The organism is Leptospira biflexa serovar Patoc strain 'Patoc 1 (Paris)', from assembly GCF_000017685.1.
Lineage (GTDB): Bacteria > Spirochaetota > Leptospiria > Leptospirales > Leptospiraceae > Leptospira_A > Leptospira_A biflexa.
Genome location: NC_010602.1, coordinates 3,425,496 through 3,444,099 on the forward strand (window position 1 = coordinate 3,425,496; position 18,604 = coordinate 3,444,099).

Genomic DNA, 18,604 nt, shown 5'->3' on the forward strand with positions numbered 1-18,604 from the left:
TTGTTACGAGGTTTACTTTTCTATGAAACAAATCATTCTTTCCATTCTTTTCTTTGTCCTTCTGACAAATTGTATGCTAACCGAAGGATTGGGAATCCCCACTTATGGAGCTGTCAAAGGCAGTGAAGCAAAAGAAAGGATATCCGATGCCATATTAGTTGCAGAAGGAACAGCATCTTCTTTTTGGTTGGCCCAGTCTGGTATGAAAGGAGGACAAGGCCCAATCTCTCCCCTCCTCCTTGTGAATGGATTTTTAGCGAAAATACTCTACACTTTTGTTTCCACTATCGAAGACAACGATTCCTTTCTGGAATCATCTGTTCTACAGTGTGAATCCGACATTCAAACAAAAGGTGCTTTAGTTTTAGGAAGTATTTATGATGGTCTAACAACTGTTGGGGGAGTAACACGTGATGCCCTACTATTACTTGAGTTTGCATCCTGCGATTTAGAAAAAACAGGAAAAATCATTACCATCGAACCAATTTCATTTTGAAAGGAAATTATATGAAAAATAAAACATTTACATTATTTGTTTTCGCAAGTTTATCCTTATTCTTAATTGAATGCCAAAAATCAGTTCAAACTGATAAAGATACCCAAGCCACCTTGATTGCAGGAATCTTTGGATCCTGTTTTAGTTTGGATTCTTGTTTTGACCAGTATACCAAATCGACGGATGAAGGTGCCAGTTTCCAGGTGTTTGACCAAGATGGTTCACGGATTTATGCAAGGCAGTCTGTACTTGATTTTAATACCTACAAACCAATTGCATCAGGTTCCAAATGGGTGACTGCCATCACAGCAATGAGGGTCATTGATTGTAACACAAATAGTGCTATATATGCACAATGCGGAACAGTGACTACAGGGACTTGTAATAACGGTGCCGTTGGCGGTGCCATTTCGTTGTCTCGCACGACGGCCCAAGTACTTGGATGGACAGGCACGTATGCTAATGTCACCTTACGTCAGTTATTGTCATTTACTTCCGGACTAAATGCAGGTGGAAGTAGTGGAGCGGGGCAAGCAAGTTGTATTTCAACACTTCCAGTGGGGGCAAGTTCAACAGAAAAAGATAGTTGTGTGAATAATATCAGAGACCAATCTACTGGCACTCCTGGAGCATTGTACCAATACAATTCCAATCATATGGCAGTCGCACAACGAATGTTAGAAGTGTCATGTAACAAAACATGGGATACTTTATTTTCTCAACTCATCGTCACTCCTCTAGGTTGGGATGCTAGCCAAGCAATCTGGCGAGGAAATTCGAGAGGGGGAACCGATACCGATGGAAGTTTATCCGGTGCTTATGGACTCTCCATATCTCCAGAACATTACGCAAGGATGTTAAATGCACTTCTTACGAATGGTACTGCTAAAAATTCAGTAGGTGCAAACATAACCAATTTTCTTTCCACAACATCGGTGACAGAAATTTTGGCAGACCAGTACAATGGAGCAAAAATTGGTTATTCACAATTTTCAGCTTTTGGTTACCGTTGGCAATATGGACTTGGAAACTGGAGGTTTTGCACTGTGACTGATGTCCCTGCGGAATGTGATCGAGATTTGATCTCCCATAGCATTGGGATCAATGGATTTTATCCATGGCTCGATAAAAATCGGAATTATATGGCAATCCTTGCTGTGAATAATATCGGAAGAAAAAATGGATTGAGTTTGTTACCAGCTTCTTCAACCTCATTATTCTTTGCAGAAACTGTAAGACCGCTCATACATTCGCAAATAGGTAGGTAACCATGATCCAAAAACAGACACTCTTTCCATTCCTCTTGGGATGTTTTTTATTCGTAAACGTCCTTCCACTCATTGCCCAATCGCCAGAGTGGTCGGAATCAAAACGGAAAAAAGGAATCCAAATTCTCACAAGGCCAGTACCAGGTTCCAACATTGAAGAGTTTTTGGGCAAAACGGAAGTGGAAGCTTCTATCTCACAAATCATTGCTTTGCTAGTAGACCCACAATCTTGTAAAAATTTGTACCACCAATGCAAAGAACTTACTGTAATTTCTGGATCAGAGAAAAAATCATCTGTGTATTTACGAAATGGTGCACCTTGGCCGGTGAACGACCGTGATGTGATCATGGATAGAAGTTTTGAACAGAATGACAAAACTCTGACAACAACCATGAAGATGAAACGATTGGATTCCAATGCAAAAGGATCGCCATCTGGTGTCACTCGTATGCCTGGATTTGAAGGCTATTGGAAACTCATTCCACTTGCGAATGGTAAAATCAAGATTGAATACCAAGCGCATTTTGAACCAGGTGGTTCTGTTCCACAATCTGTGATCAATTTGGTTTTAACTGACACTCCTTATGAAACTTTGTTAAACTTAAAATCTTTAGTAGAACAAGGAAAACACAAAGAAGCGAAGTATGATTGGATCAAGGAGCCGAATCACACTCCTTCCAATTAATCGAATTCATTGACTCTTATCAATGTTTGGTTGTCCATTCCATTGATAGGAGTTACTGCCTAAAATTCTCAGATTTTATACTTAGTATATTTGTGAGGATCAATCGATCAAAAAAGTTCTTCTATCACCTAGTATATGTTACAAGGATGTTCGAAATCCATAGGATACAAAATTAGATCCACAATTGGGGTCGGGCGGACAGTACAATCCAAAAATCCCTGACCGATGGTGGATCCTTAAAAATACCTCTGTTTTACGTTCGAAAGGCAAATAGGAGCTCACTTCCACCATCATATAGTTTAAAAGTGCTCTGGATTCAATCGCATCTTTTTGCAGTCCACTTTCCAAATAATATCCTTTCGCTTTATTTTCTAATTTTGGATTCTCTGAGGCAAAGGACATTCCTTCGCCGAGTGATACGCTGAATGGTGAATCATAAATTCGATCAATTTTAACGATATAAAATGCATTTGTTTCCCAATGGTTCATTTCTCCAAAATGTTTTGTGGCATTGGCTTCCCACAAAAAATCAAACCATCGGATTCGGTAATCAAACGGCCGACTCACACCGATGGTACCGATGTAGGATTCTTTATAGTCAGTTTTTTGACGAAAAACGATGGGGATCAAATCGGTGGTTGTAAAGATCCCTCCATACAAAACAACACTCCAATTTTCTTTTGGTAGGGAGACCGAACGAAGCCCTTGTGAGGGGGAGATCAAAATGCAAACATATGCGATGAAGACAGAGTAAATTTTATATTTCATTCAAGATGGTTACAATAAAATATTTTGATGTGAATACAATGGATTCATAAGATTACTTCTAAACACCAACTATGGTTGGAACCAGTCCTGATTACGTTTTTCCCATTCAGTCAGTTGCAAATGAATGGTTTCATAATTCTGTAACAATAATCTCTTTAGGAATGTTTCGTATTCTTTACAATTTTTTTGATAGGACTGTTCCGTTGATTCTCGTAACTTGGAAGGTTTTTCTTGGATACAATACTTTTGCAAATGAGAAGGATACCTGTTAGAATTGAGGATGGGTGCAACGATACTCGATCCAGTTCCAATGTAAAACGGCATGGGAGCCCAAATCGTTTCCTTCGTTCTTAAAAATGAAATTCGATGGAGATTGGTTTCCCCCGATGTCCAAACGAGTTCTGCTTCCGTTTCCATGGTTCCATAATACAACATCGTCAATGCCAATAAACTAATACCAATACTCGTGAAAGGTCTTTGGCTTTCATTTCGAATGACAAGAGTTAAGTTGTCAATATTGGTCAATTCAAACCCACGATCCCATCTCGGAAGTTCGTTGGGGTTTTGAGGTTTTTGTTTTTGAATTTTGGGTGATTGGTTTGGATCAGGTGGTGGCATTGGTACCGTTGATAGATCGGCAATATTGACTTGGTCTTCTAATAAAACAGCGGGAGGTACAGGAAAAACTTCAGGAAATACTTTGGCAAGGATGGGATCGGTTGTTGTCCATCGGATGGAGATGGTTTTGTTTTTGGAAAGTTTCGCTTCCGAACTAAGTTCAGGCATAGGAGTTTTACAAGAAAAGTTCAAAACAAACAAAATAAAAACAGAATATACAAGTTGAAACTTCATATAACAGAGATAAGATCTCGGACAATAGTTTAGACTCATGTTCATTTGATGGAAAGCACAATATCAATTTGGAATTCGGATAGAAACATAAAAAAAGCCTGATTTCTCAGGCCTTCTTGCAGTTTGTGTCATTTGATTCATTACAGAATGACATCGTTTGGATTGGATCTTTACCGAAAGAGTTTCTCCCATCGGTAAAGATTTTTTGTGATCTTACGAAGCGAGTGCTTGGTCAAGAAGGTCTTTCGCTACGACGCGAAGAGCCATCACTTCCTCTGCCCCTTCAAAGATAGAGAATACGCGAGCATCAACGAAGTAACGGGATACTGGGTATTCTTCCGCATAACCCATGCCACCATGGATTTGCATCGCTTCCCGAGTGACCCATTCAGCAATTTTGGATGCATACAATTTGACAAGGGTTGCTTCCATTTGGCCTTTGTGGTCATCGAGGAGAGTTGCTACATAGTTTGTGTATTGGCGAGTTGCTTGCACAATCATAGCCATCTTCGCAATTTTAAACTTTGTTAAAGTGTAATCGTAAATTGGTTTTGCGAATACTTTACGTTCTTGTGAATAACGAAGTGCTGCTTCAAGAGCAGCTTGCATCACACCATTGGCACGAGCAGCAGTTTGGATCCTTCCACCAGCAAATCCTTCCATTTGGAAGTAAAAACCTTTTCCACGGCCTGCATCACCACCAAGAAGGTTTTCTTTTGGAACAAAGTAGTCTTCAAAAGAAACTTCATAGGAGTGCATTCCACGGTAACCGATGGTTCCGATTGCTTTTCCTTGGATCGATCCACCACCTTCTTGTTTGTAACTGAATTCATGACCGTCAAAGGATGGTTTTTCAGCAAGTAGGATGGAAAGACCTCTGTGTTTCAAACTTGGATCTGCTTCCGTGCGGCAAAGGATGAGAAGGAGGTTCGCATAACCTGCAAATGTACACCACGTTTTCACACCATTGATGACAAATCCACCTTCCACTTCTTTTGCAGTGACAGAGACACCAGCAACATCGGAACCGTAGTTAGGTTCTGTCACCATGATTCCCGCAAATTTTTCGCCGGATGCAAGGAGTGGTAACCATTTATTTTTTTGTTCTTCAGTTCCCCCTTTGAGGAGAGCCTTCGACATGATTTCAGGACGAGTGATGAGGGAACCTGCAGCTCCAAGGGAACCACGCGATAGTTCTTCAGTAACCACTAACATCGATATGTTGTCTGGACGATCATCTGGTTGGATCCCACCGAACTGTTCTGGGATACAAAGACCAAAACAACCCATGTCTTTTAATCCATTGATGATTTCTTGAGGAATGAGGTCATCATGTCTGTGTACATGTTCTGCGTGTGGAACGACTACATTTTCAGCGAAATCTTTGAAAATTCCACGGAAATTTTCGTGGTCTTCAGAAAGTCCGTAAGCACCGAAGTGTCCGAGGTCGACAATTTTATCAACGATGGCTTCGTAGTTTTCCATTTTGGAGGCCGCTTCCACGAAACTGTTGATTTCGTCGGAAAACAATTTGGAGAATAATTCCTGATACGTAAGTTCGTATTCTGCAGGACGCGCTGCTAGTTCAGAACGAATGTTGGAAACAGTTTCTGCCGCAAAAGTGAGGGCCATTTTCTGTTCCAATTCACCAGTTCCTTTGGAAGCATCCCAAGCATAAACGATAAAGTTTTCAGCAACACGTTGTTGTGCTGTCATCCAAGCAAGTTGGTAAAACACATGTTGCGTTTTGTCCATTTTGCTGACGGAAACTTTGCCGTTATCGGAATTTTTCTGTGCGAGTCGTTTCGTAACTTCATTGAGGAGGGCGGCTTGGGCGTTCAATGCCTTCTCCGCCTGGGATTTTTCGAGTTTCACTGCCGTTGCGGTCATGTGTTTAACGTTCCTGCGGGTGGTTTTCTTCCACTATACGGAAGGAAAGTACCCTGTCATTTTCATTTTTAGACTAGGTTTTGGGTTGAGCCTTTCGAAAAATGTCCCTAAGAATGAAATTAGGAAATAAATGATTGAAAATCATTGGAATTGATCCAGGGTCCCACCGTGTCGGGTATGCCGTTTTGTCTTTCCCTGAAGGAATGCGGCGCAATCCAGAACTTCTAGCCTATGGAACAATTGAAGTGGCTCCGAAAACCCCTTCTCCCGTCAATTTATTGCAAATTCGTTCCGAACTTCAAAAAATCCTCTCCCTTTACCAACCAGAACACGCCGCCGTGGAGGAGTTATTCTTTGTCCAAAACACAACCACGGGGATGAAGGTTTCTGAATCACGAGGGGTGATTTTACTCACTCTGGGCGAAAACCAAATCCCGATGGTGTCACTCACTGCCACACAAATCAAAAAAGGAATCTCTGCCAAAGGGAACGCCACCAAAAAGGAAGTCCGGGCGGCGATCCAAATGATTTTGGGATTTAAGGACCTAAAAGGCCACGATGACTCCTGGGATGCCATCGCGTGTGCCTTTGTCGGTCGGTCCTTAGTTTGAGGAACTACGAGCCAAGTTCATTGACAAAAAGATCTCATTCTTTTGTTCCCGACTGGCATTGGCTGTGATTGTAGAATATCCAGTTGTGATTTCCAGTTCTCCGTTTTGTAATCCAATCATAACGGTATCCGCATATTCGTCCAAATTCAGACTCGCCGTATGTGTGTTAGGGATTCCTAAGTCTGTATCCACCATTGGTGGCGAAACTTCAATGACTTCAATGGGTTGATTTCGAAATTGAAATCGTAGTGTGAGTGTGAACGAGTGTAAAGCGGCTTTGGTCGCACTATAAATAGGTGCATACGCCAACGGGATGTGCGACAATCCAGAGGTTGTATTTAAAATCGCCGCATTTTTTTTTGCGAACAGGTGCTTGGCGAATAACATCGAAAGATGGATGGGAGCTCCCAAATTTACATCGATCTCCTTTTCTAAATCTGTCCAAGGTTCTACTTCACTCAATTTCGGATACCTTTGGATCCCCGCATTATTGAATACTACATTGAGTTCTGGAAAATCTTCTGTGGTTTTTTGAAACAATTTCACCCTCTCTTCTGGTAGAGAGATATCAAATCGATACGTAGCCCAGCTGGGATAAGATATAGAAATCTCTTCCAATTTCTTTTCATTCGTACCACAAACCAATATTTGGTTTCCAAGATCAGAGAATCTTTTTGCGAGAGCGAAGCCGATCCCACTCGTTCCACCGGTGATGAGGATTGTATTTCCTTTCAATAACATCAATTTGTACCTTTTCCTTACTTACATTTACAATATTTTGTAAGTTACAAAATGTCAAGTCTGTAAGTTTCAAAACTAACATTTTTTTCATTTTGTAATTTGAGATTGACCCTCCGATTCCGAATTCGATCCTTTCTCTATGCCAAGAACTGGTCTTACCGCTTCGGAAATCCAAGACAGAGCCGTAGAAATCGCAATAGACCAAATTAGAGAAAAAGGTTTCGAAAAGGTTCGATTGGTGGATGTGGCCAAAGGAATGGGAATTAGCCATGCCGCCCTCTATTCTCATTTTCAAGACAAAACAGCCCTCCTCGATGCGGTTTCCGAACGTTGGCTTGTGAAGTTGGATGAGCAACAAGAATCGCTTGTGGTAGAAAAACGAGACCCAATCCAAAAGATCCTCACTTGGTTTCTCAACCTCCACCGAATGAAGTTGGAAAAAGTTAAACTGGATCCCGAACTGTTTAAGGCATTTGATATGGCAGCGGAAGAGTCAAAACCATTCATCCAAACGCATTTATCCAATATGCGAAAACAAATGTCGAGTTTGGTCGTTGAGGCGATCAATCAAAAGAAAATCAAAAAACGTGATGTGAATTTAATCACCGAAATTTTAATCTCTGCTGGTACAGCATTCACTCACCCAAAACTTGTAGCCCAATATTCAGCTGAAAATAGGGAACCTTTACTATTAGAAACGATTGAAATTGTTTTGAAAGGGTTAAGTTAAAACTGAAGGTAACAAAAATAAATTTCTGTTATGCGAAGTTTTCATTCCTTCAGGAGGAAAAAGGATCTAACGTCAAATTTCCTGCTATGATACCAAATTTAAATTTTGGTAGTCCTAATGAATGTACAAAACTAGTTTGATCCGTTTTGAGTTGGGCAACGACTGGTCCTAAAAATAAATTAATAACATGAAATTGGGAAAGGAAATCGGCAACTTCGCTACCTTGATTTGGTGGAGCTAACATCACTGTGTTTCCAAGATGTTTGATATGATTTGAATTTAAATAAGACCTTAGGATAATTCCACCAAGTGAATGGGTCACAAAATGAGTCTTTTGGTTTTGACAAACGTCTGATAGATGGGAAAGTTTAGAATCTGCAATTTCTTGAATGGTCATTGATGTTGATTCGTAATCGATAGAAACAACATAATATCCTTTCTCAATTAGAAAGTTCCTCAGGTTCTTTAGGTGATTGGATGATCGAAGGAATCCATGAATCAATACGACACATTCTTGATGATCAGCAATTTTTATTTTTTGAGATAGGTTTTGATCCGAGCATAGGAATACGCAAGTAAACAAAGTCATTAAAATGAAAAGGTAATAGGTTTTTTTCATATTGTATTAAGATTTAAGCAATTTCACATAACTTTTATTATGTGTATTTAAGATGATTCCAAAGCATTTCAATGCAATTTCTGTTTGTTTTCCATCATTTCCAATAGTTGGTTCAGTCGCTTTTCTCTTGTCTCTGGTTTTTTCGCAGTTTGTAATCGCCAGGCGATTGCAAAGTGATTTGCTTTATTTAAGGATTTAAAAAATTCATGGGCTTTTTTGTTCTTTTTTAATTGAATCAAAAAATCCTTAGGCATTTCCATATTACTTTGTGAATCATAGGCCTTCTCCCACCTCCCATCTTTTTTAGCAGCTTCTACTTCCTTGAGTCCGTTTGGTTGCATTCGTTTTTCTTTGATCAGGATTTCTACTTTTTCTCGATTCCGTTTCGACCAAATGCTTTTAGCCCTACGGGGAGTGAATTTTTGAATCCATGAAGATTCATCGAACGTTTTTTTCAGGCTATCGATCCAACCAAAACAAAGTGCTTCGTCTAAGGCCTCCTCATAAGTGATCGTTTTGACCCCGGAGTTTTTCTTGTATATGCGAAGCCAAATACCATCATGATTTGAATCAAAATTGCCTGAAAGCCAATCATTCCATTCTTTTGGAGAAGAAAATGATTGGATGACGATGTCTTTTTTGAAAGTCATAGAGTTTTCGTTGGGTATCATCAGTGAATTCGTTTAAATATTATTAATATAATACGACAGCTTCGATCCACTATCGTATTATTGTTGTTAGATATGTCTACTATGGTCTCGGGCAAACCAATAAAAAATCTTCGAATACTTGTGAAATGAGAAGTTTGTCTTTGTAGGCAAGACCTGTGCTTCCTGCAGAAATTTCTCCACCTTCGTTCGCATACACTTCTATCACTTCCTTGGTATTTGGATTGATTTTAAATACGCGAGTGGGTGCTAAATTCGTTCGGTTCATGACATGGCGGATGAATTTGTAAGTGGAATCATGGGCTGCAAGCCATAACATCCCTGATTCATCTTCTAATATATTATCGGGACCTGCTCCAATTGCAATGGATTCCAAATACTTCAAACTGATTTTGCCATTTTCACGATTCACTTCATACACTCGGATGGCTTTTTCAGAAAACACAGAACGATACAAAAGTTCTTGTTTTCCATTTTTACGAATGTAAATTCCATTCCCTAACATCACAGGTACACCTAAGTTTTGGAATGTGTTTCCATTATAATAAGAGATATCAGCCCTTCCACTGCGAATGATCATGTCCCAATACTTACGAAACGCATTACTGGTTCCGTTATCGTTGGATGTAAAAATTTCGCCGGACTCGTTCATAAAGATATCATTGGGACTTGTGAGTGATGGATCGCTTAAAGTTTTGGTATGTGTCCATTTTCCAACCTTTGTTCTCTCAAAGATTTCGAGTGTATGAGGGGTATCATCATCCAAGGTGTGAGAAATCACAGCGAGTGTGTCCACTCCATTAATTTTCGCATAACTGATACCATGCGGACGAAAGTTTTTTGGGTAATTGCTTTCGATTTTTTTGGCTTCTAATTTTTGGTTAGGGTTTGCGAAAGAAATTTCAAATAAAGCACCAATGTCTTTTAATCCATTTCGCCTTTCATGGGAAGATACAATGATGGTTGCTGTTTCTCGGATGAGATCAAAGTCTTCTGGGCCTGGGGTGCCAGAAATTCGTTCACAACCAACAATGGGTTTCTCTTGGATTTGGCCTCCGCAGGCTACTATCGAGGTAAAAAGGGTGAAAATAGTTAAAATCGTCCAAATTTGAGTGATACGCATCTGCCTATCTTACCGTAAGAATTCAGTTTCCACTATCAATTTCTTTCTAGACATTATTGTGCACTGCAAAATAATGGAACCAAGAAGGAGTTCCCTCCGATGAGCAACGTGGAAAACAAACTACAAGATATCGTGAACGCTGGAATTGGTGCTGTCAAAACTTCGAAAGAAGTTTGGGAGAAACTTGTTGTAGACCTGAACGAGAAAAAAAGCCAGTTCGAGACTAACTTTCAAAAATTGAAAGAACAAGGGGAAAGTGACACGAGCGATAAAGCCCTAAAAGTAAAAATGGGTGTGGCTTGGGGAATTGTTCGTTTTGAAGAACTCAAAGACAATGTTGTGAAGTATCTAGACCAAGTGAAAGAAGGCAAAGACAATAAACCTTCCTAAGTTATATTTTTTCATCTCACCATCCTGAATTTTCTACCGGCAGGTTTGTGCTCAAACCTGCTGGGTTTTTTGCAAAAAACAATACCAACCATCGGAGTGACCGGATTTGAACCGGCGACCCCTTGCCCCCCAGACAAGTGCGCTACCGCTGCGCTACACCCCGTGTTATGGAATCCAAAAATCTGATATGACAAACTTGGTCAAGTCTTACTGTCCTTGGCGTAGGATTCCAACTAAATTCCGAGATGATCGGGAGAAATGGCCCAAATGATTTGGCCATGATCGAACTTTTCGCGAGCAACATTGATGGCAATGGTGGAACCAGGTTGGAAAACTAAATTTTCCGCGACACTGGCATTTCCTAACAATTTGGCCGCAAAAAAGGTGATGTCTGGATTGTGACCAACTAACAAAACGGTATCGGAATTGGTAAAATTGACCAAACAAGAAATGATATCAGTACAACCTCTACCCGCTGCCAAGTCTTCAGAGGCTACCATTTCACCATTGTATTTCAATTCTTCGGAGAGTATTTCTGCTGTATGTTTGGTTCTTGTGTAGGGACTATAATAAACTTGTTTGACTGAAAGTGACGAGTTTTTTATAAATTTCCCAATTTTATGAATATCGCTCTTTCCTTTGTCGGTCAGTTCGCGTTGTGAATCGGAAATGGTAGCGGTGGAGTTTTCAGCCTCACCGTGACGAACCAAAATGATCTTCATACTATCTCCTAAACCCAAGATTGAAACCACGGATTTCCCAAGAAACAAAAAATTAAGGAATTTCTTGCGAAAATGGATGAGAGAGACATTCTAACGTTTATGACAAACAAACCCTACCGCAAAAATGTAGGAATGGTAGTCTTCAACTCTTTTGGAAAAGTCATTGTGGGCGAAAGAATTCAATTTCCTGGTTCTTGGCAATTCCCACAAGGTGGGATCGATGAAGAAGAAGATTATCTAGAAGCCGCTAAACGTGAATTATACGAGGAATTAGGGATCAAAAAGGCTACTTATGTTACGGAGTATCCAGATTGGATACCCTATGATTTTCCAAATTCGTTAGGACTCAATTCCCATTTACAGAAGTTTCGTGGTCAATTGCAAAGATGGATTTTGTTTTATTGGGATGGTGGGCTCGATGAATGTGATCTCATACATCATGAACAAGAGTTTTTGACCATCCGACATATGGAAATTGAGGAAACTATCCAAGCAGTCGTTGAATTCAAACGACCTGTTTATGAAAAGTTTGTCCCTATTTTTAAAGCAGCAATTCAAAATTACATTGCAGAGAATGTAAAAACAAAGTAAGGTTAAAGAAGGAGACAATCTTTGGGAAAATCAGAAGAAGCAAGAGCTAGAATTATCATTCGGGGTACCGTACAGGGTGTGGGATTTCGGTATTATATCCTACAAAAAGCCCAGGAAATGAGACTCAAAGGTTATACACAAAACTTACCGAACGGGGAAGTGGAAGCAGTTGTGGAAGGTGACAAACTTTTTATCGAAGACTTATACCGTGCGATGCAAAGGGGTCCTACAAAAGCAAAAGTAAAGGATCATGTCATTGACTGGAGTGATCCTAAAAACCAATTTAAAACTTTTTTAATCAAAAAATAACATGAAAAAACGAAGACTTGGCAAAACAGGAATGGTGGTTTCCGAAATTTGTATGGGAACCATGACCTTTGGATCCTCATGTAACGAGGATGAGGCGTTTAAAATTTTAGATCGTGCATATGATGCTGGTATTGATTTTTATGATACTGCAGAAATTTACCCTGTCCCTCCTCAAAAGTCATGGGTACACCGTACGGAAGAAATTTTTGGCAAATGGATCAAAACTAAACCAAGAGATGGAATCCTCATAGCATCGAAAGTGGCAGGTCCTGGCCATGGATGGTTTAGTCCACCACTGCGTGAAGGGAAAACTGCCCTTGACAAATACCATATCCGAAGAGCAATTGAAGGCTCCTTACAGCGATTAGGTGTTGAAACAATCGATTTGTACCAAACCCATTGGCCTGACCATGATGTTTCTTATGATGAAACGATGGAAGCTCTCACCGAACTTAAAGAAGAAGGAAAAATTCGTTATGCTGGTTGTTCTAATGAAACCTCTTTTGGACTCATGAAAAGTCTTTGGACATCAGACAAACATAACTTAATTCGATATGATTCTATCCAAAACAATTTTTCGATACTCAATCGTCGGTTTGAAGATGAATTAGCTCAAGTTTGTCGAAAAGAAGGAGTGTCATTACTTCCTTATTCGCCTCTTGCAGGCGGAGTCCTCACTGGAAAATACAACGGTCCTACAAAACCAGAAGGGGCAAGGTTCGTCCGTTATATGGTGGAAGGCGAAAGGCAAAAACGAATGTCCAATCGTTTTTTAAACGAACAGACATTAGCTTCTACAAAAGAACTGATGGAAATTGCAACCAAGTATGGAATGAGTTCCACAGTTATGTCTGTTGCTTGGAGTAAACAACATGATTTTGTTGCTTCTACTATCATTGGTGCCAATACAGTTGAGCAGTTGGAAGAATCTTTAAAAGCATCCGACTTGATTCTTTCCGATGAAATTTTATCAGAAATCAACCTTGTCACCAAAAAAATTCAATACCCAATGGGTTAAGGACGGAATTCAAATGAGTTCGAACTCGGAAAACCCAATCCCATCCAAGAGAATTAATGACGAAGTTTTAATGTCAGAAGAAAAAAAAGTTTCTAAATGGGAAACGATGACTTCTGGTATCTTTAGAAAGTTTTTAATCCTTCTCTTTGTTACATATTTATTCCCTGAATGTTCCAGCTTTGGTCCAAAAAATTCACAAAGTAGTTTGATAATCATTCAGATGACCATTGTAAAAGATGAAATGATCCTAGACGAACTCATCGATCCTCGATTTCAAAAAGTCACTTTGCGTAAAGGGGAAAAATCAATTGAATACAGTGAAAGTTCCGGTCATTATTATTACTTTCAAAATTTAAAAGAAGGTCAGTACGAAGTGTATGATGCCATTCATTTATTAAATCGTGGTGCATCTGATTTTGCTTTTAGTAGTACAAAACAACCAAATAAAATCGATATCGACTTTGATATCGATACTGTAAGAAAGTCTAGAGTGGACTTACAACCAGGTACTGTTATCTTTATGGGCAGTTTTCACGTGACAGTGGATTTTAAATTCCAAGAAGAACCAAAGATTACAATTCGTTATAGTAAAACCAACGAAGAAGAACTTGCCGCTATGGACCATTTACATAAAAATTTTCCAAGGTCAGGTTGGGGCCAGAAGGCAAAAAATCGAGTGAAGTTATTATCCTCTTTTGCTCAATAAAAGTAGCTCCCCAAAAAATCTAATCACACGATGGTAATCCAATCTGGATCTTGCAGGTGGGGAGTAGCATTCCAACTCACGGGTTCCCATCCCTTCCCATCACGGCGAAACACACTGAGCGAAGAGTTTAGAATGGATTTCATAAAGATTGGAAATTCTTTTGAATCCATTTTACAGGAAAGTCCCATCATAATGGCAATGGGAGTGCTAGAAGATACTACCAATGTACTTTTCGCATCACCAGGAATTTTTTTCGGCCCCATCGATACTTTTTCAACATATTCCGCAAATGTATAAGGTTCCACAGGATCCCAAACTCCATTCACCCAATCCGCTAACACGAGTTGAATGAGTTCTTGAAAATAAAGGCGAGTTTCTTCTTTTCCTTCTTCCCAGGCTTGTTTGTATGATTCGTATAACTTTGCAAAATGTTCATTCGAATTACGAATTTTGGCAGCGATTCCAAGCCACATTCTAGAATCAAATTCATCCCAAGCAGAATTTTCTAAAGGATCAGGAATACAAAACCGATCTGTTGTAAAACGTTCGATGATTGCTTCTGCTGTTTGTTTTTGCCGATTCAAAGTACCGGTATACACAGAATCAAACTCAATTCTTTGTTGTTTGAAGTATTCTCCTAAAAGACTGGCTTGTTTCCATCCAAGTTCTGTTAGTTGATCATAATTTTTTCCGAGTCGATCTGCTTGGCCATGCCTTACTAAATACAAAAAGGACATTTAAGTTTGGAACCTCGGATTAGAAACAGATAGGTTTTCTTTTAATTGTGACTTTACCAAAGTCCATACATTCCCTTTGGGATTGATGTCCAATTTTGTTGAGTGATCGTTCGAATGGGTTTTATTCATCTGTGAATGGACGGAAGTTTCACGAATGGCTCTAGCGAGATCTTGGTTCCATTCATATAGAATTTGGTATCTCTCTTTTTTACTTAGGTTACGAAATGTATCTATCGAATATTTTTTTTCCAATTCAGAAATGGATAGTTTGGATGCCAAAATGTCCAACCAAGTATTTGTATACTCAGTAGAATCAAATTCTCTTGCGATTACACCTAACATATTCCAAGAGACAAGAGTTTTATATGATAATATATCATCCCCTTCAAGTTTAGGAAGTAACTCTTTCATCATAAAATCTTGGATGGCAGATAATAATTCTTTTGCATCTGGTCTATACTGCATTTTCAATTTCCTCAATGAGTCGCATAGCTTCCCATTCCATTTCCGCTGTCCTTCTTCCAATAGAAGCAAGTTCAATCCCTTTGTCTTTTCCGGACAAATGCCTTTCTGCTTGTTGGGCACTACCGATTGCCCAACGTACATTTCCCATAATCTCCCAAAACGAGACTTTCATCGGATCGACCGGAATGCCGGAAGTGGTTTCATACTCTCTGTAAAAGTCCTTTCTGTCACCAAACCCACCAACTTCTTTGTTTAGGCGACCGAACCTCCAATCACGCATACACAACCATGCAATGTCTTCGTGACGGTCTCCCCAATGGGCAAATTCAAAGTCTAAAATTCCTTGTAATCCATCTGAATTCATCATAAAATTTCCAGTGCGAAAGTCACCATGCACCAAAACAATCTGATCAATGTTAGGCGCGTGTGTTTCCATCCAATACAAACACAACTCGATGGCAGGGTGCGCTTCTGGCAATTCATCTAAGGATTGGCGTAGGTCTACTATCGCTTGAGAAATATATGTATCTATGGTAACTAGTTTTAATTTTTGTTTTAAGTCTTGGTCTGTGACAGAGTTTGGATTCACTGTATGTAGTTTTGCCAAATTGGATGCTAAATCAGAGACCATATTTGTTTTGCGATAGGAATCCAATTCTTTGTCTTTTGTAATGTAACGTCCCGTTGCCTTCCCTGCAATTTTTTCCATAAGGTAAAAGGGGGCACCAATGACTGAAGATTTCTCTTCCAAATACACCGGTTTTGGTGTTTTGACGCCCGCTTTGTAAACAAGTTCTGCCACTTTGAATTCATCCCGTTTGGACAGAGAAGAGAGTAAACTTCCACCTTTGTCTGTTCGAAGCACAACCGATTGTTTGGTAGAATTCGAAATAAGTTCAATTGCAAAATTGTCTTGGCATGCTCCCCCACTTAAATGAAAGATTTCTGATACTTTCACTGGAGTTTGCCAAATCGATGTTAAGTGAAGTTCTACTTTTTCTTGTAGTTCTTTGATGTCCATGTTCCCTTAAAAATCCCACTTCTCCGAAACATAGTTACGTCCAATGACCATTTTATGCACCTCCGATGGGCCGTCGGCGATCCTTGCGGCCCTTGCATCTCGGTAGAATAATTCAAGGGGAAGGTCCCTTGAATAACCTTTGCCCCCACAAATTTGGATGGCCATATCGATGGTATTACATAATGACTCACTCACTTTCCATTTTGCCATCGATGTTTCTTGCCTTGCATCTTTTCCTGTTTTTAAGAGCCAAGCCGCTTTGAGAGTTAATAAAAATGCCATCTCAATTTCTGTTGCACGTTCGGCAAACATCCATTGGATCCCTTGGTGGTCTGCGATCCTTGCGTTAAACACTTCTCTTTCTTTCGCATAACTTCGAGCTATCGAAAGTGCTCGTCTAGCCATACCAGTCCATCGCATGCAATGCGTAAGGCGAGCAGGTCCCAACCTTTCTTGCGACAACCGAAACCCCTCTCCCACTCTACCAAGAACCATATCCTCTGGAACTTCCACATTTTCAAAATTGAGTTCACAGTGACCACCTGGTCCATGAGATCCCATCAGTTCAATTTCGCGAACCATCGTATAACCTTTTGCATCGGTAGGCACAAGGAACATTGTGGTTTTACGAAAACTCCCATTCACCTTTGCCATAACAATGAGATACTTGGCTCCGTTGGCTCCCGTACAATACCACTTTCGTCCGTTTAAAATAAACTTATCCCCTTGTTTTTCCGCATTGGTTTGAAGGGATGTTGGATCAGATCCAGCACCTGGTGATGGTTCTGTCATGGCAAAACCAGTGCGGAGTTCTCCTTTGATCAGGGGATGTAAGATCAATTCTTTTTGTTTTTCTGTCGCGGCAAGAGACAACAAATGCATATTCCCTTCATCAGGTGCATCACAATTGAATATATAAGGTGCTATGGGAGAACGACCGAGTTCACTAAAAATGATACAAGTTCCAATTAAATCCAAGCCCAATCCACCTTCTTTTTTTGGAAGGTGTGGAGTCCAAAACCCAGCTGCCTTTACTTTAGCGCGTGCTTGTTGGTTGATATCTTCCGGCATCCGACCTTTTTCATAGTCATAATGTTTTTCCAGAGGAATGATTTCTTCTGTGATAAAGGATTGGATATTTTTACGAAGTGTTTCTACTTCTTGGGGAATTTCAAAGTCCATTGTTTCCAAGAAGTAACACAATCAAGAAAGGTCGTAAAATCTTTTTTTAGTGTGAATGAAAAATAGGTCTTTGTCTTTTTGAATTTCTTCTAATTTCAAAATGTAAATGTGGACCGGTCGCTCTACCTGTTTGACCAACTTCTCCAATTTTTTCGCCTTTTTTTACCTTTTGTCCTTGTTTCACAGCAAAGTTCAAAAGATGGCCGTATCTTGTTTCATACCCCAAACTATGTTTGATGATGATTAAGTTTCCATATCCACCTTGGTTTCCAACAAAACTTACTTCTCCTTCCATTGAAGAATAAACATCTGATCCTTGTTTGGCGGCCATATCCAAACCACCATGAAATGTTTCCTTTTTAGTAAATGGGTCCAAACGTTTTCCAAAGTTGGAAGAAATTCTAGCAGTTGTTAGTGGAAATTGAAATCCAAATCCATAAAAGAAAGATTTTTCGGATTTTCCCATTGAGATTCCTGGTAAAAACCATTTTCCTCTTTCTGAATCATATTGTAATTTATTGGCGTCGACTTGGTACTTCTCAGCAAGAATTTGTTTCGTTTTTTCATTACCGTCAGTCTCTTCTGGGTGAAAAGTCCCTCGCATATTGGGAATTTCTAAAACCATTCCATGCGAAAGATCATGAGGGGAACTCAACTCATTAACGGAAGAAAGCGTTTCCAAATCCATTCCTGTGCGGGCCATGATTTTGAAGAAATTATCTTCTTTTTGAACTTTGTATTCGTAATATTTCAAGGGAATGAGGATTTCTTTTTTGGTCCCTGATTTGGAAATTCGTAAGTTTTCTTTGATTTCAGAACGAAGATTTTTGAGAGACGGATTGCTATATTCTAAATTGGCTAAGGTGAGTGGTCCAGCAATCAAATGGGAAACGGCACCTAAACTAACCCAAATCACTGCCCAATTGAGAAAAACGACGCTTTTAGACATAATCTTCTAAAATGATTATCGACCTTTTCTCAAAAAAACGATGACGATTCTTGCCGAAATTG

Annotated in this window: 23 protein-coding genes and 1 tRNA gene; 10 read left to right on the forward strand and 14 right to left on the reverse strand. The window is 39.7% G+C overall.

All coding sequences use genetic code 11. The annotated features are described in order from the left end of the window. The first annotated feature begins 22 nt into the window (after nucleotides 1–22). From LEPBI_RS16220 to LEPBI_RS16230, 3 genes are read left to right on the forward strand one after another with little or no spacing between them, the layout of a single operon-like run. Nucleotides 23–496, forward strand: a complete 474-nt coding sequence (locus tag LEPBI_RS16220) for a TIGR04452 family lipoprotein (protein WP_012390232.1) — start codon at nucleotides 23–25, stop codon at nucleotides 494–496. A gap of 11 nt (nucleotides 497–507) precedes the next feature. Beyond that, the gene (locus tag LEPBI_RS16225; RefSeq protein WP_012390233.1) at nucleotides 508–1,764 is read left to right on the forward strand and encodes a serine hydrolase domain-containing protein; all 1,257 of its coding nucleotides are present in this window, start codon (nucleotides 508–510) and stop codon (nucleotides 1,762–1,764) included. 2 nt (nucleotides 1,765–1,766) lie between these two features. After that, entirely contained in the window at nucleotides 1,767–2,450 is a 684-nt protein-coding gene (locus LEPBI_RS16230) for an START domain-containing protein (RefSeq protein ID WP_012390234.1), read from the forward strand. A 138-nt stretch (nucleotides 2,451–2,588) separates the two neighbouring features. Here LEPBI_RS16230 and LEPBI_RS16235 read toward each other — a convergent pair whose 3' ends face one another. The 3 genes from LEPBI_RS16235 to LEPBI_RS16245 form a co-directional block, all read right to left on the reverse strand. Beyond that, complete coding sequence (locus LEPBI_RS16235) at nucleotides 2,589–3,218, reverse strand: hypothetical protein (protein WP_012390235.1); 630 nt, start codon at nucleotides 3,216–3,218, stop codon at nucleotides 2,589–2,591. A gap of 69 nt (nucleotides 3,219–3,287) precedes the next feature. Continuing rightward, nucleotides 3,288–4,070 carry a hypothetical protein gene (locus LEPBI_RS16240; RefSeq protein ID WP_187148063.1) on the reverse strand — a complete coding sequence of 261 codons (783 nt, stop codon included), beginning with the start codon at nucleotides 4,068–4,070 and terminating at the stop codon, nucleotides 3,288–3,290. Between the two features lie 213 nt (nucleotides 4,071–4,283). Continuing rightward, complete coding sequence (locus LEPBI_RS16245) at nucleotides 4,284–5,960, reverse strand: acyl-CoA dehydrogenase family protein (RefSeq protein WP_012390238.1); 1,677 nt, start codon at nucleotides 5,958–5,960, stop codon at nucleotides 4,284–4,286. A gap of 134 nt (nucleotides 5,961–6,094) precedes the next feature. Between LEPBI_RS16245 and LEPBI_RS16250 the strand changes: the two genes are divergently transcribed. Further along, complete coding sequence (locus tag LEPBI_RS16250; RefSeq protein ID WP_012390239.1) at nucleotides 6,095–6,571, forward strand: crossover junction endodeoxyribonuclease RuvC; 477 nt, start codon at nucleotides 6,095–6,097, stop codon at nucleotides 6,569–6,571. Here the strand turns inward: LEPBI_RS16250 and LEPBI_RS16255 are convergent. Further along, nucleotides 6,563–7,312: an SDR family oxidoreductase gene (locus LEPBI_RS16255; protein ID WP_187148064.1), complete on the reverse strand. Its 750-nt coding sequence runs from the start codon at nucleotides 7,310–7,312 to the stop codon at nucleotides 6,563–6,565. The genes LEPBI_RS16250 and LEPBI_RS16255 overlap by 9 nt on opposite strands. A 139-nt stretch (nucleotides 7,313–7,451) precedes the next feature. On the opposite strand from LEPBI_RS16255, the gene LEPBI_RS16260 reads away from it, so the two are divergent. Then, a complete protein-coding gene (locus LEPBI_RS16260) occupies nucleotides 7,452–8,042 on the forward strand; it encodes a TetR/AcrR family transcriptional regulator (protein ID WP_012390241.1) in 591 nt (196 codons plus the stop codon). Nucleotides 8,043–8,091: 49 nt separating this feature from the next. Here the strand turns inward: LEPBI_RS16260 and LEPBI_RS16265 are convergent, their stop codons facing one another. The 3 genes from LEPBI_RS16265 to LEPBI_RS16275 all read right to left on the reverse strand — a co-directional run bounded on the left by LEPBI_RS16265 (nucleotide 8,092) and on the right by LEPBI_RS16275 (nucleotide 10,452). Beyond that, nucleotides 8,092–8,661, reverse strand: a complete 570-nt coding sequence (locus tag LEPBI_RS16265; protein WP_012390242.1) for an esterase/lipase family protein — start codon at nucleotides 8,659–8,661, stop codon at nucleotides 8,092–8,094. A 68-nt stretch (nucleotides 8,662–8,729) separates the two neighbouring features. Beyond that, nucleotides 8,730–9,311: a YdeI/OmpD-associated family protein gene (locus LEPBI_RS16270; RefSeq protein WP_012476454.1), complete on the reverse strand. Its 582-nt coding sequence runs from the start codon at nucleotides 9,309–9,311 to the stop codon at nucleotides 8,730–8,732. A gap of 100 nt (nucleotides 9,312–9,411) precedes the next feature. Then, complete coding sequence (locus LEPBI_RS16275) at nucleotides 9,412–10,452, reverse strand: hypothetical protein (protein WP_012390244.1); 1,041 nt, start codon at nucleotides 10,450–10,452, stop codon at nucleotides 9,412–9,414. 99 nt (nucleotides 10,453–10,551) lie between these two features. On the opposite strand from LEPBI_RS16275, the gene LEPBI_RS16280 reads away from it, so the two are divergent. Next, complete coding sequence (locus LEPBI_RS16280; protein WP_012390245.1) at nucleotides 10,552–10,842, forward strand: LIMLP_16025 family protein; 291 nt, start codon at nucleotides 10,552–10,554, stop codon at nucleotides 10,840–10,842. Nucleotides 10,843–10,933: 91 nt separating this feature from the next. Here LEPBI_RS16280 and LEPBI_RS16285 read toward each other — a convergent pair. Together LEPBI_RS16285 and sixA are read right to left on the reverse strand one after the other, a co-directional pair. Then, nucleotides 10,934–11,005 (reverse strand) — tRNA-Pro (locus LEPBI_RS16285). Between the two features lie 70 nt (nucleotides 11,006–11,075). After that, nucleotides 11,076–11,564 (reverse strand): phosphohistidine phosphatase SixA, encoded by a 489-nt coding sequence (sixA, locus tag LEPBI_RS16290; protein WP_012390246.1) that lies wholly within the window; start codon nucleotides 11,562–11,564, stop codon nucleotides 11,076–11,078. A gap of 72 nt (nucleotides 11,565–11,636) precedes the next feature. Here sixA and LEPBI_RS16295 point away from each other — a divergent pair, with 72 nt between their 5' ends. The 4 genes from LEPBI_RS16295 to LEPBI_RS16310 all read left to right on the forward strand — a co-directional run bounded on the left by LEPBI_RS16295 (nucleotide 11,637) and on the right by LEPBI_RS16310 (nucleotide 14,188). Then, nucleotides 11,637–12,155 (forward strand): RNA pyrophosphohydrolase, encoded by a 519-nt coding sequence (locus tag LEPBI_RS16295; RefSeq protein ID WP_012390247.1) that lies wholly within the window; start codon nucleotides 11,637–11,639, stop codon nucleotides 12,153–12,155. Between the two features lie 21 nt (nucleotides 12,156–12,176). Next, complete coding sequence (locus LEPBI_RS16300) at nucleotides 12,177–12,464, forward strand: acylphosphatase (RefSeq protein ID WP_012390248.1); 288 nt, start codon at nucleotides 12,177–12,179, stop codon at nucleotides 12,462–12,464. 1 nt (nucleotide 12,465) lies between these two features. Beyond that, nucleotides 12,466–13,482, forward strand: a complete 1,017-nt coding sequence (locus tag LEPBI_RS16305) for an aldo/keto reductase (RefSeq protein WP_012390249.1) — start codon at nucleotides 12,466–12,468, stop codon at nucleotides 13,480–13,482. A gap of 70 nt (nucleotides 13,483–13,552) precedes the next feature. Beyond that, nucleotides 13,553–14,188, forward strand: a complete 636-nt coding sequence (locus LEPBI_RS16310) for a hypothetical protein (protein WP_226992821.1) — start codon at nucleotides 13,553–13,555, stop codon at nucleotides 14,186–14,188. A 23-nt stretch (nucleotides 14,189–14,211) separates the two neighbouring features. On the opposite strand, the gene LEPBI_RS16315 is transcribed toward LEPBI_RS16310, so the two are convergent. The 5 genes from LEPBI_RS16315 to LEPBI_RS16335 are packed head-to-tail and all read right to left on the reverse strand — an operon-like array spanning nucleotide 14,212 to nucleotide 18,542. Continuing rightward, nucleotides 14,212–14,925: a histidine phosphatase family protein gene (locus LEPBI_RS16315; protein ID WP_012390251.1), complete on the reverse strand. Its 714-nt coding sequence runs from the start codon at nucleotides 14,923–14,925 to the stop codon at nucleotides 14,212–14,214. Further along, nucleotides 14,926–15,390: a hypothetical protein gene (locus tag LEPBI_RS16320; RefSeq protein WP_012390252.1), complete on the reverse strand. Its 465-nt coding sequence runs from the start codon at nucleotides 15,388–15,390 to the stop codon at nucleotides 14,926–14,928. Next, nucleotides 15,380–16,411, reverse strand: coding sequence for a phosphotransferase family protein (locus LEPBI_RS16325; RefSeq protein WP_012390253.1), 1,032 nt, complete (start codon nucleotides 16,409–16,411; stop codon nucleotides 15,380–15,382). Before LEPBI_RS16325 ends, LEPBI_RS16320 begins: the two co-directional genes overlap by 11 nt. Before the next feature lie 6 nt (nucleotides 16,412–16,417). After that, the gene (locus LEPBI_RS16330) at nucleotides 16,418–17,593 is read right to left on the reverse strand and encodes an acyl-CoA dehydrogenase family protein (protein WP_012390254.1); all 1,176 of its coding nucleotides are present in this window, start codon (nucleotides 17,591–17,593) and stop codon (nucleotides 16,418–16,420) included. 46 nt (nucleotides 17,594–17,639) lie between these two features. Then, nucleotides 17,640–18,542, reverse strand: a complete 903-nt coding sequence (locus tag LEPBI_RS16335) for a LysM peptidoglycan-binding domain-containing M23 family metallopeptidase (protein WP_012390255.1) — start codon at nucleotides 18,540–18,542, stop codon at nucleotides 17,640–17,642. Nucleotides 18,543–18,604: the final 62 nt, after the last annotated feature.

Coding starts and splice junctions, on each gene's coding strand:
- LEPBI_RS16220 (WP_012390232.1), top strand. CDS start 23: ATGAAACAAATCATTCTTTCCATTCTTTTCTTTGTCCTTCTGACAAAT.
- LEPBI_RS16225 (WP_012390233.1), top strand. CDS start 508: ATGAAAAATAAAACATTTACATTATTTGTTTTCGCAAGTTTATCCTTA.
- LEPBI_RS16230 (WP_012390234.1), top strand. CDS start 1,767: ATGATCCAAAAACAGACACTCTTTCCATTCCTCTTGGGATGTTTTTTA.
- LEPBI_RS16235 (WP_012390235.1), bottom strand. CDS start 3,218: ATGAAATATAAAATTTACTCTGTCTTCATCGCATATGTTTGCATTTTG.
- LEPBI_RS16240 (WP_187148063.1), bottom strand. CDS start 4,070: ATGAAGTTTCAACTTGTATATTCTGTTTTTATTTTGTTTGTTTTGAAC.
- LEPBI_RS16245 (WP_012390238.1), bottom strand. CDS start 5,960: ATGACCGCAACGGCAGTGAAACTCGAAAAATCCCAGGCGGAGAAGGCA.
- LEPBI_RS16255 (WP_187148064.1), bottom strand. CDS start 7,312: ATGTTATTGAAAGGAAATACAATCCTCATCACCGGTGGAACGAGTGGG.
- LEPBI_RS16260 (WP_012390241.1), top strand. CDS start 7,452: ATGCCAAGAACTGGTCTTACCGCTTCGGAAATCCAAGACAGAGCCGTA.
- LEPBI_RS16265 (WP_012390242.1), bottom strand. CDS start 8,661: ATGAAAAAAACCTATTACCTTTTCATTTTAATGACTTTGTTTACTTGC.
- LEPBI_RS16270 (WP_012476454.1), bottom strand. CDS start 9,311: ATGACTTTCAAAAAAGACATCGTCATCCAATCATTTTCTTCTCCAAAA.
- LEPBI_RS16275 (WP_012390244.1), bottom strand. CDS start 10,452: ATGCGTATCACTCAAATTTGGACGATTTTAACTATTTTCACCCTTTTT.
- LEPBI_RS16280 (WP_012390245.1), top strand. CDS start 10,552: ATGAGCAACGTGGAAAACAAACTACAAGATATCGTGAACGCTGGAATT.
- sixA (WP_012390246.1), bottom strand. CDS start 11,564: ATGAAGATCATTTTGGTTCGTCACGGTGAGGCTGAAAACTCCACCGCT.
- LEPBI_RS16295 (WP_012390247.1), top strand. CDS start 11,637: ATGGATGAGAGAGACATTCTAACGTTTATGACAAACAAACCCTACCGC.
- LEPBI_RS16305 (WP_012390249.1), top strand. CDS start 12,466: ATGAAAAAACGAAGACTTGGCAAAACAGGAATGGTGGTTTCCGAAATT.
- LEPBI_RS16310 (WP_226992821.1), top strand. CDS start 13,553: ATGTCAGAAGAAAAAAAAGTTTCTAAATGGGAAACGATGACTTCTGGT.
- LEPBI_RS16315 (WP_012390251.1), bottom strand. CDS start 14,925: ATGTCCTTTTTGTATTTAGTAAGGCATGGCCAAGCAGATCGACTCGGA.
- LEPBI_RS16320 (WP_012390252.1), bottom strand. CDS start 15,390: ATGCAGTATAGACCAGATGCAAAAGAATTATTATCTGCCATCCAAGAT.
- LEPBI_RS16325 (WP_012390253.1), bottom strand. CDS start 16,411: ATGGACATCAAAGAACTACAAGAAAAAGTAGAACTTCACTTAACATCG.
- LEPBI_RS16330 (WP_012390254.1), bottom strand. CDS start 17,593: ATGGACTTTGAAATTCCCCAAGAAGTAGAAACACTTCGTAAAAATATC.
- LEPBI_RS16335 (WP_012390255.1), bottom strand. CDS start 18,542: ATGTCTAAAAGCGTCGTTTTTCTCAATTGGGCAGTGATTTGGGTTAGT.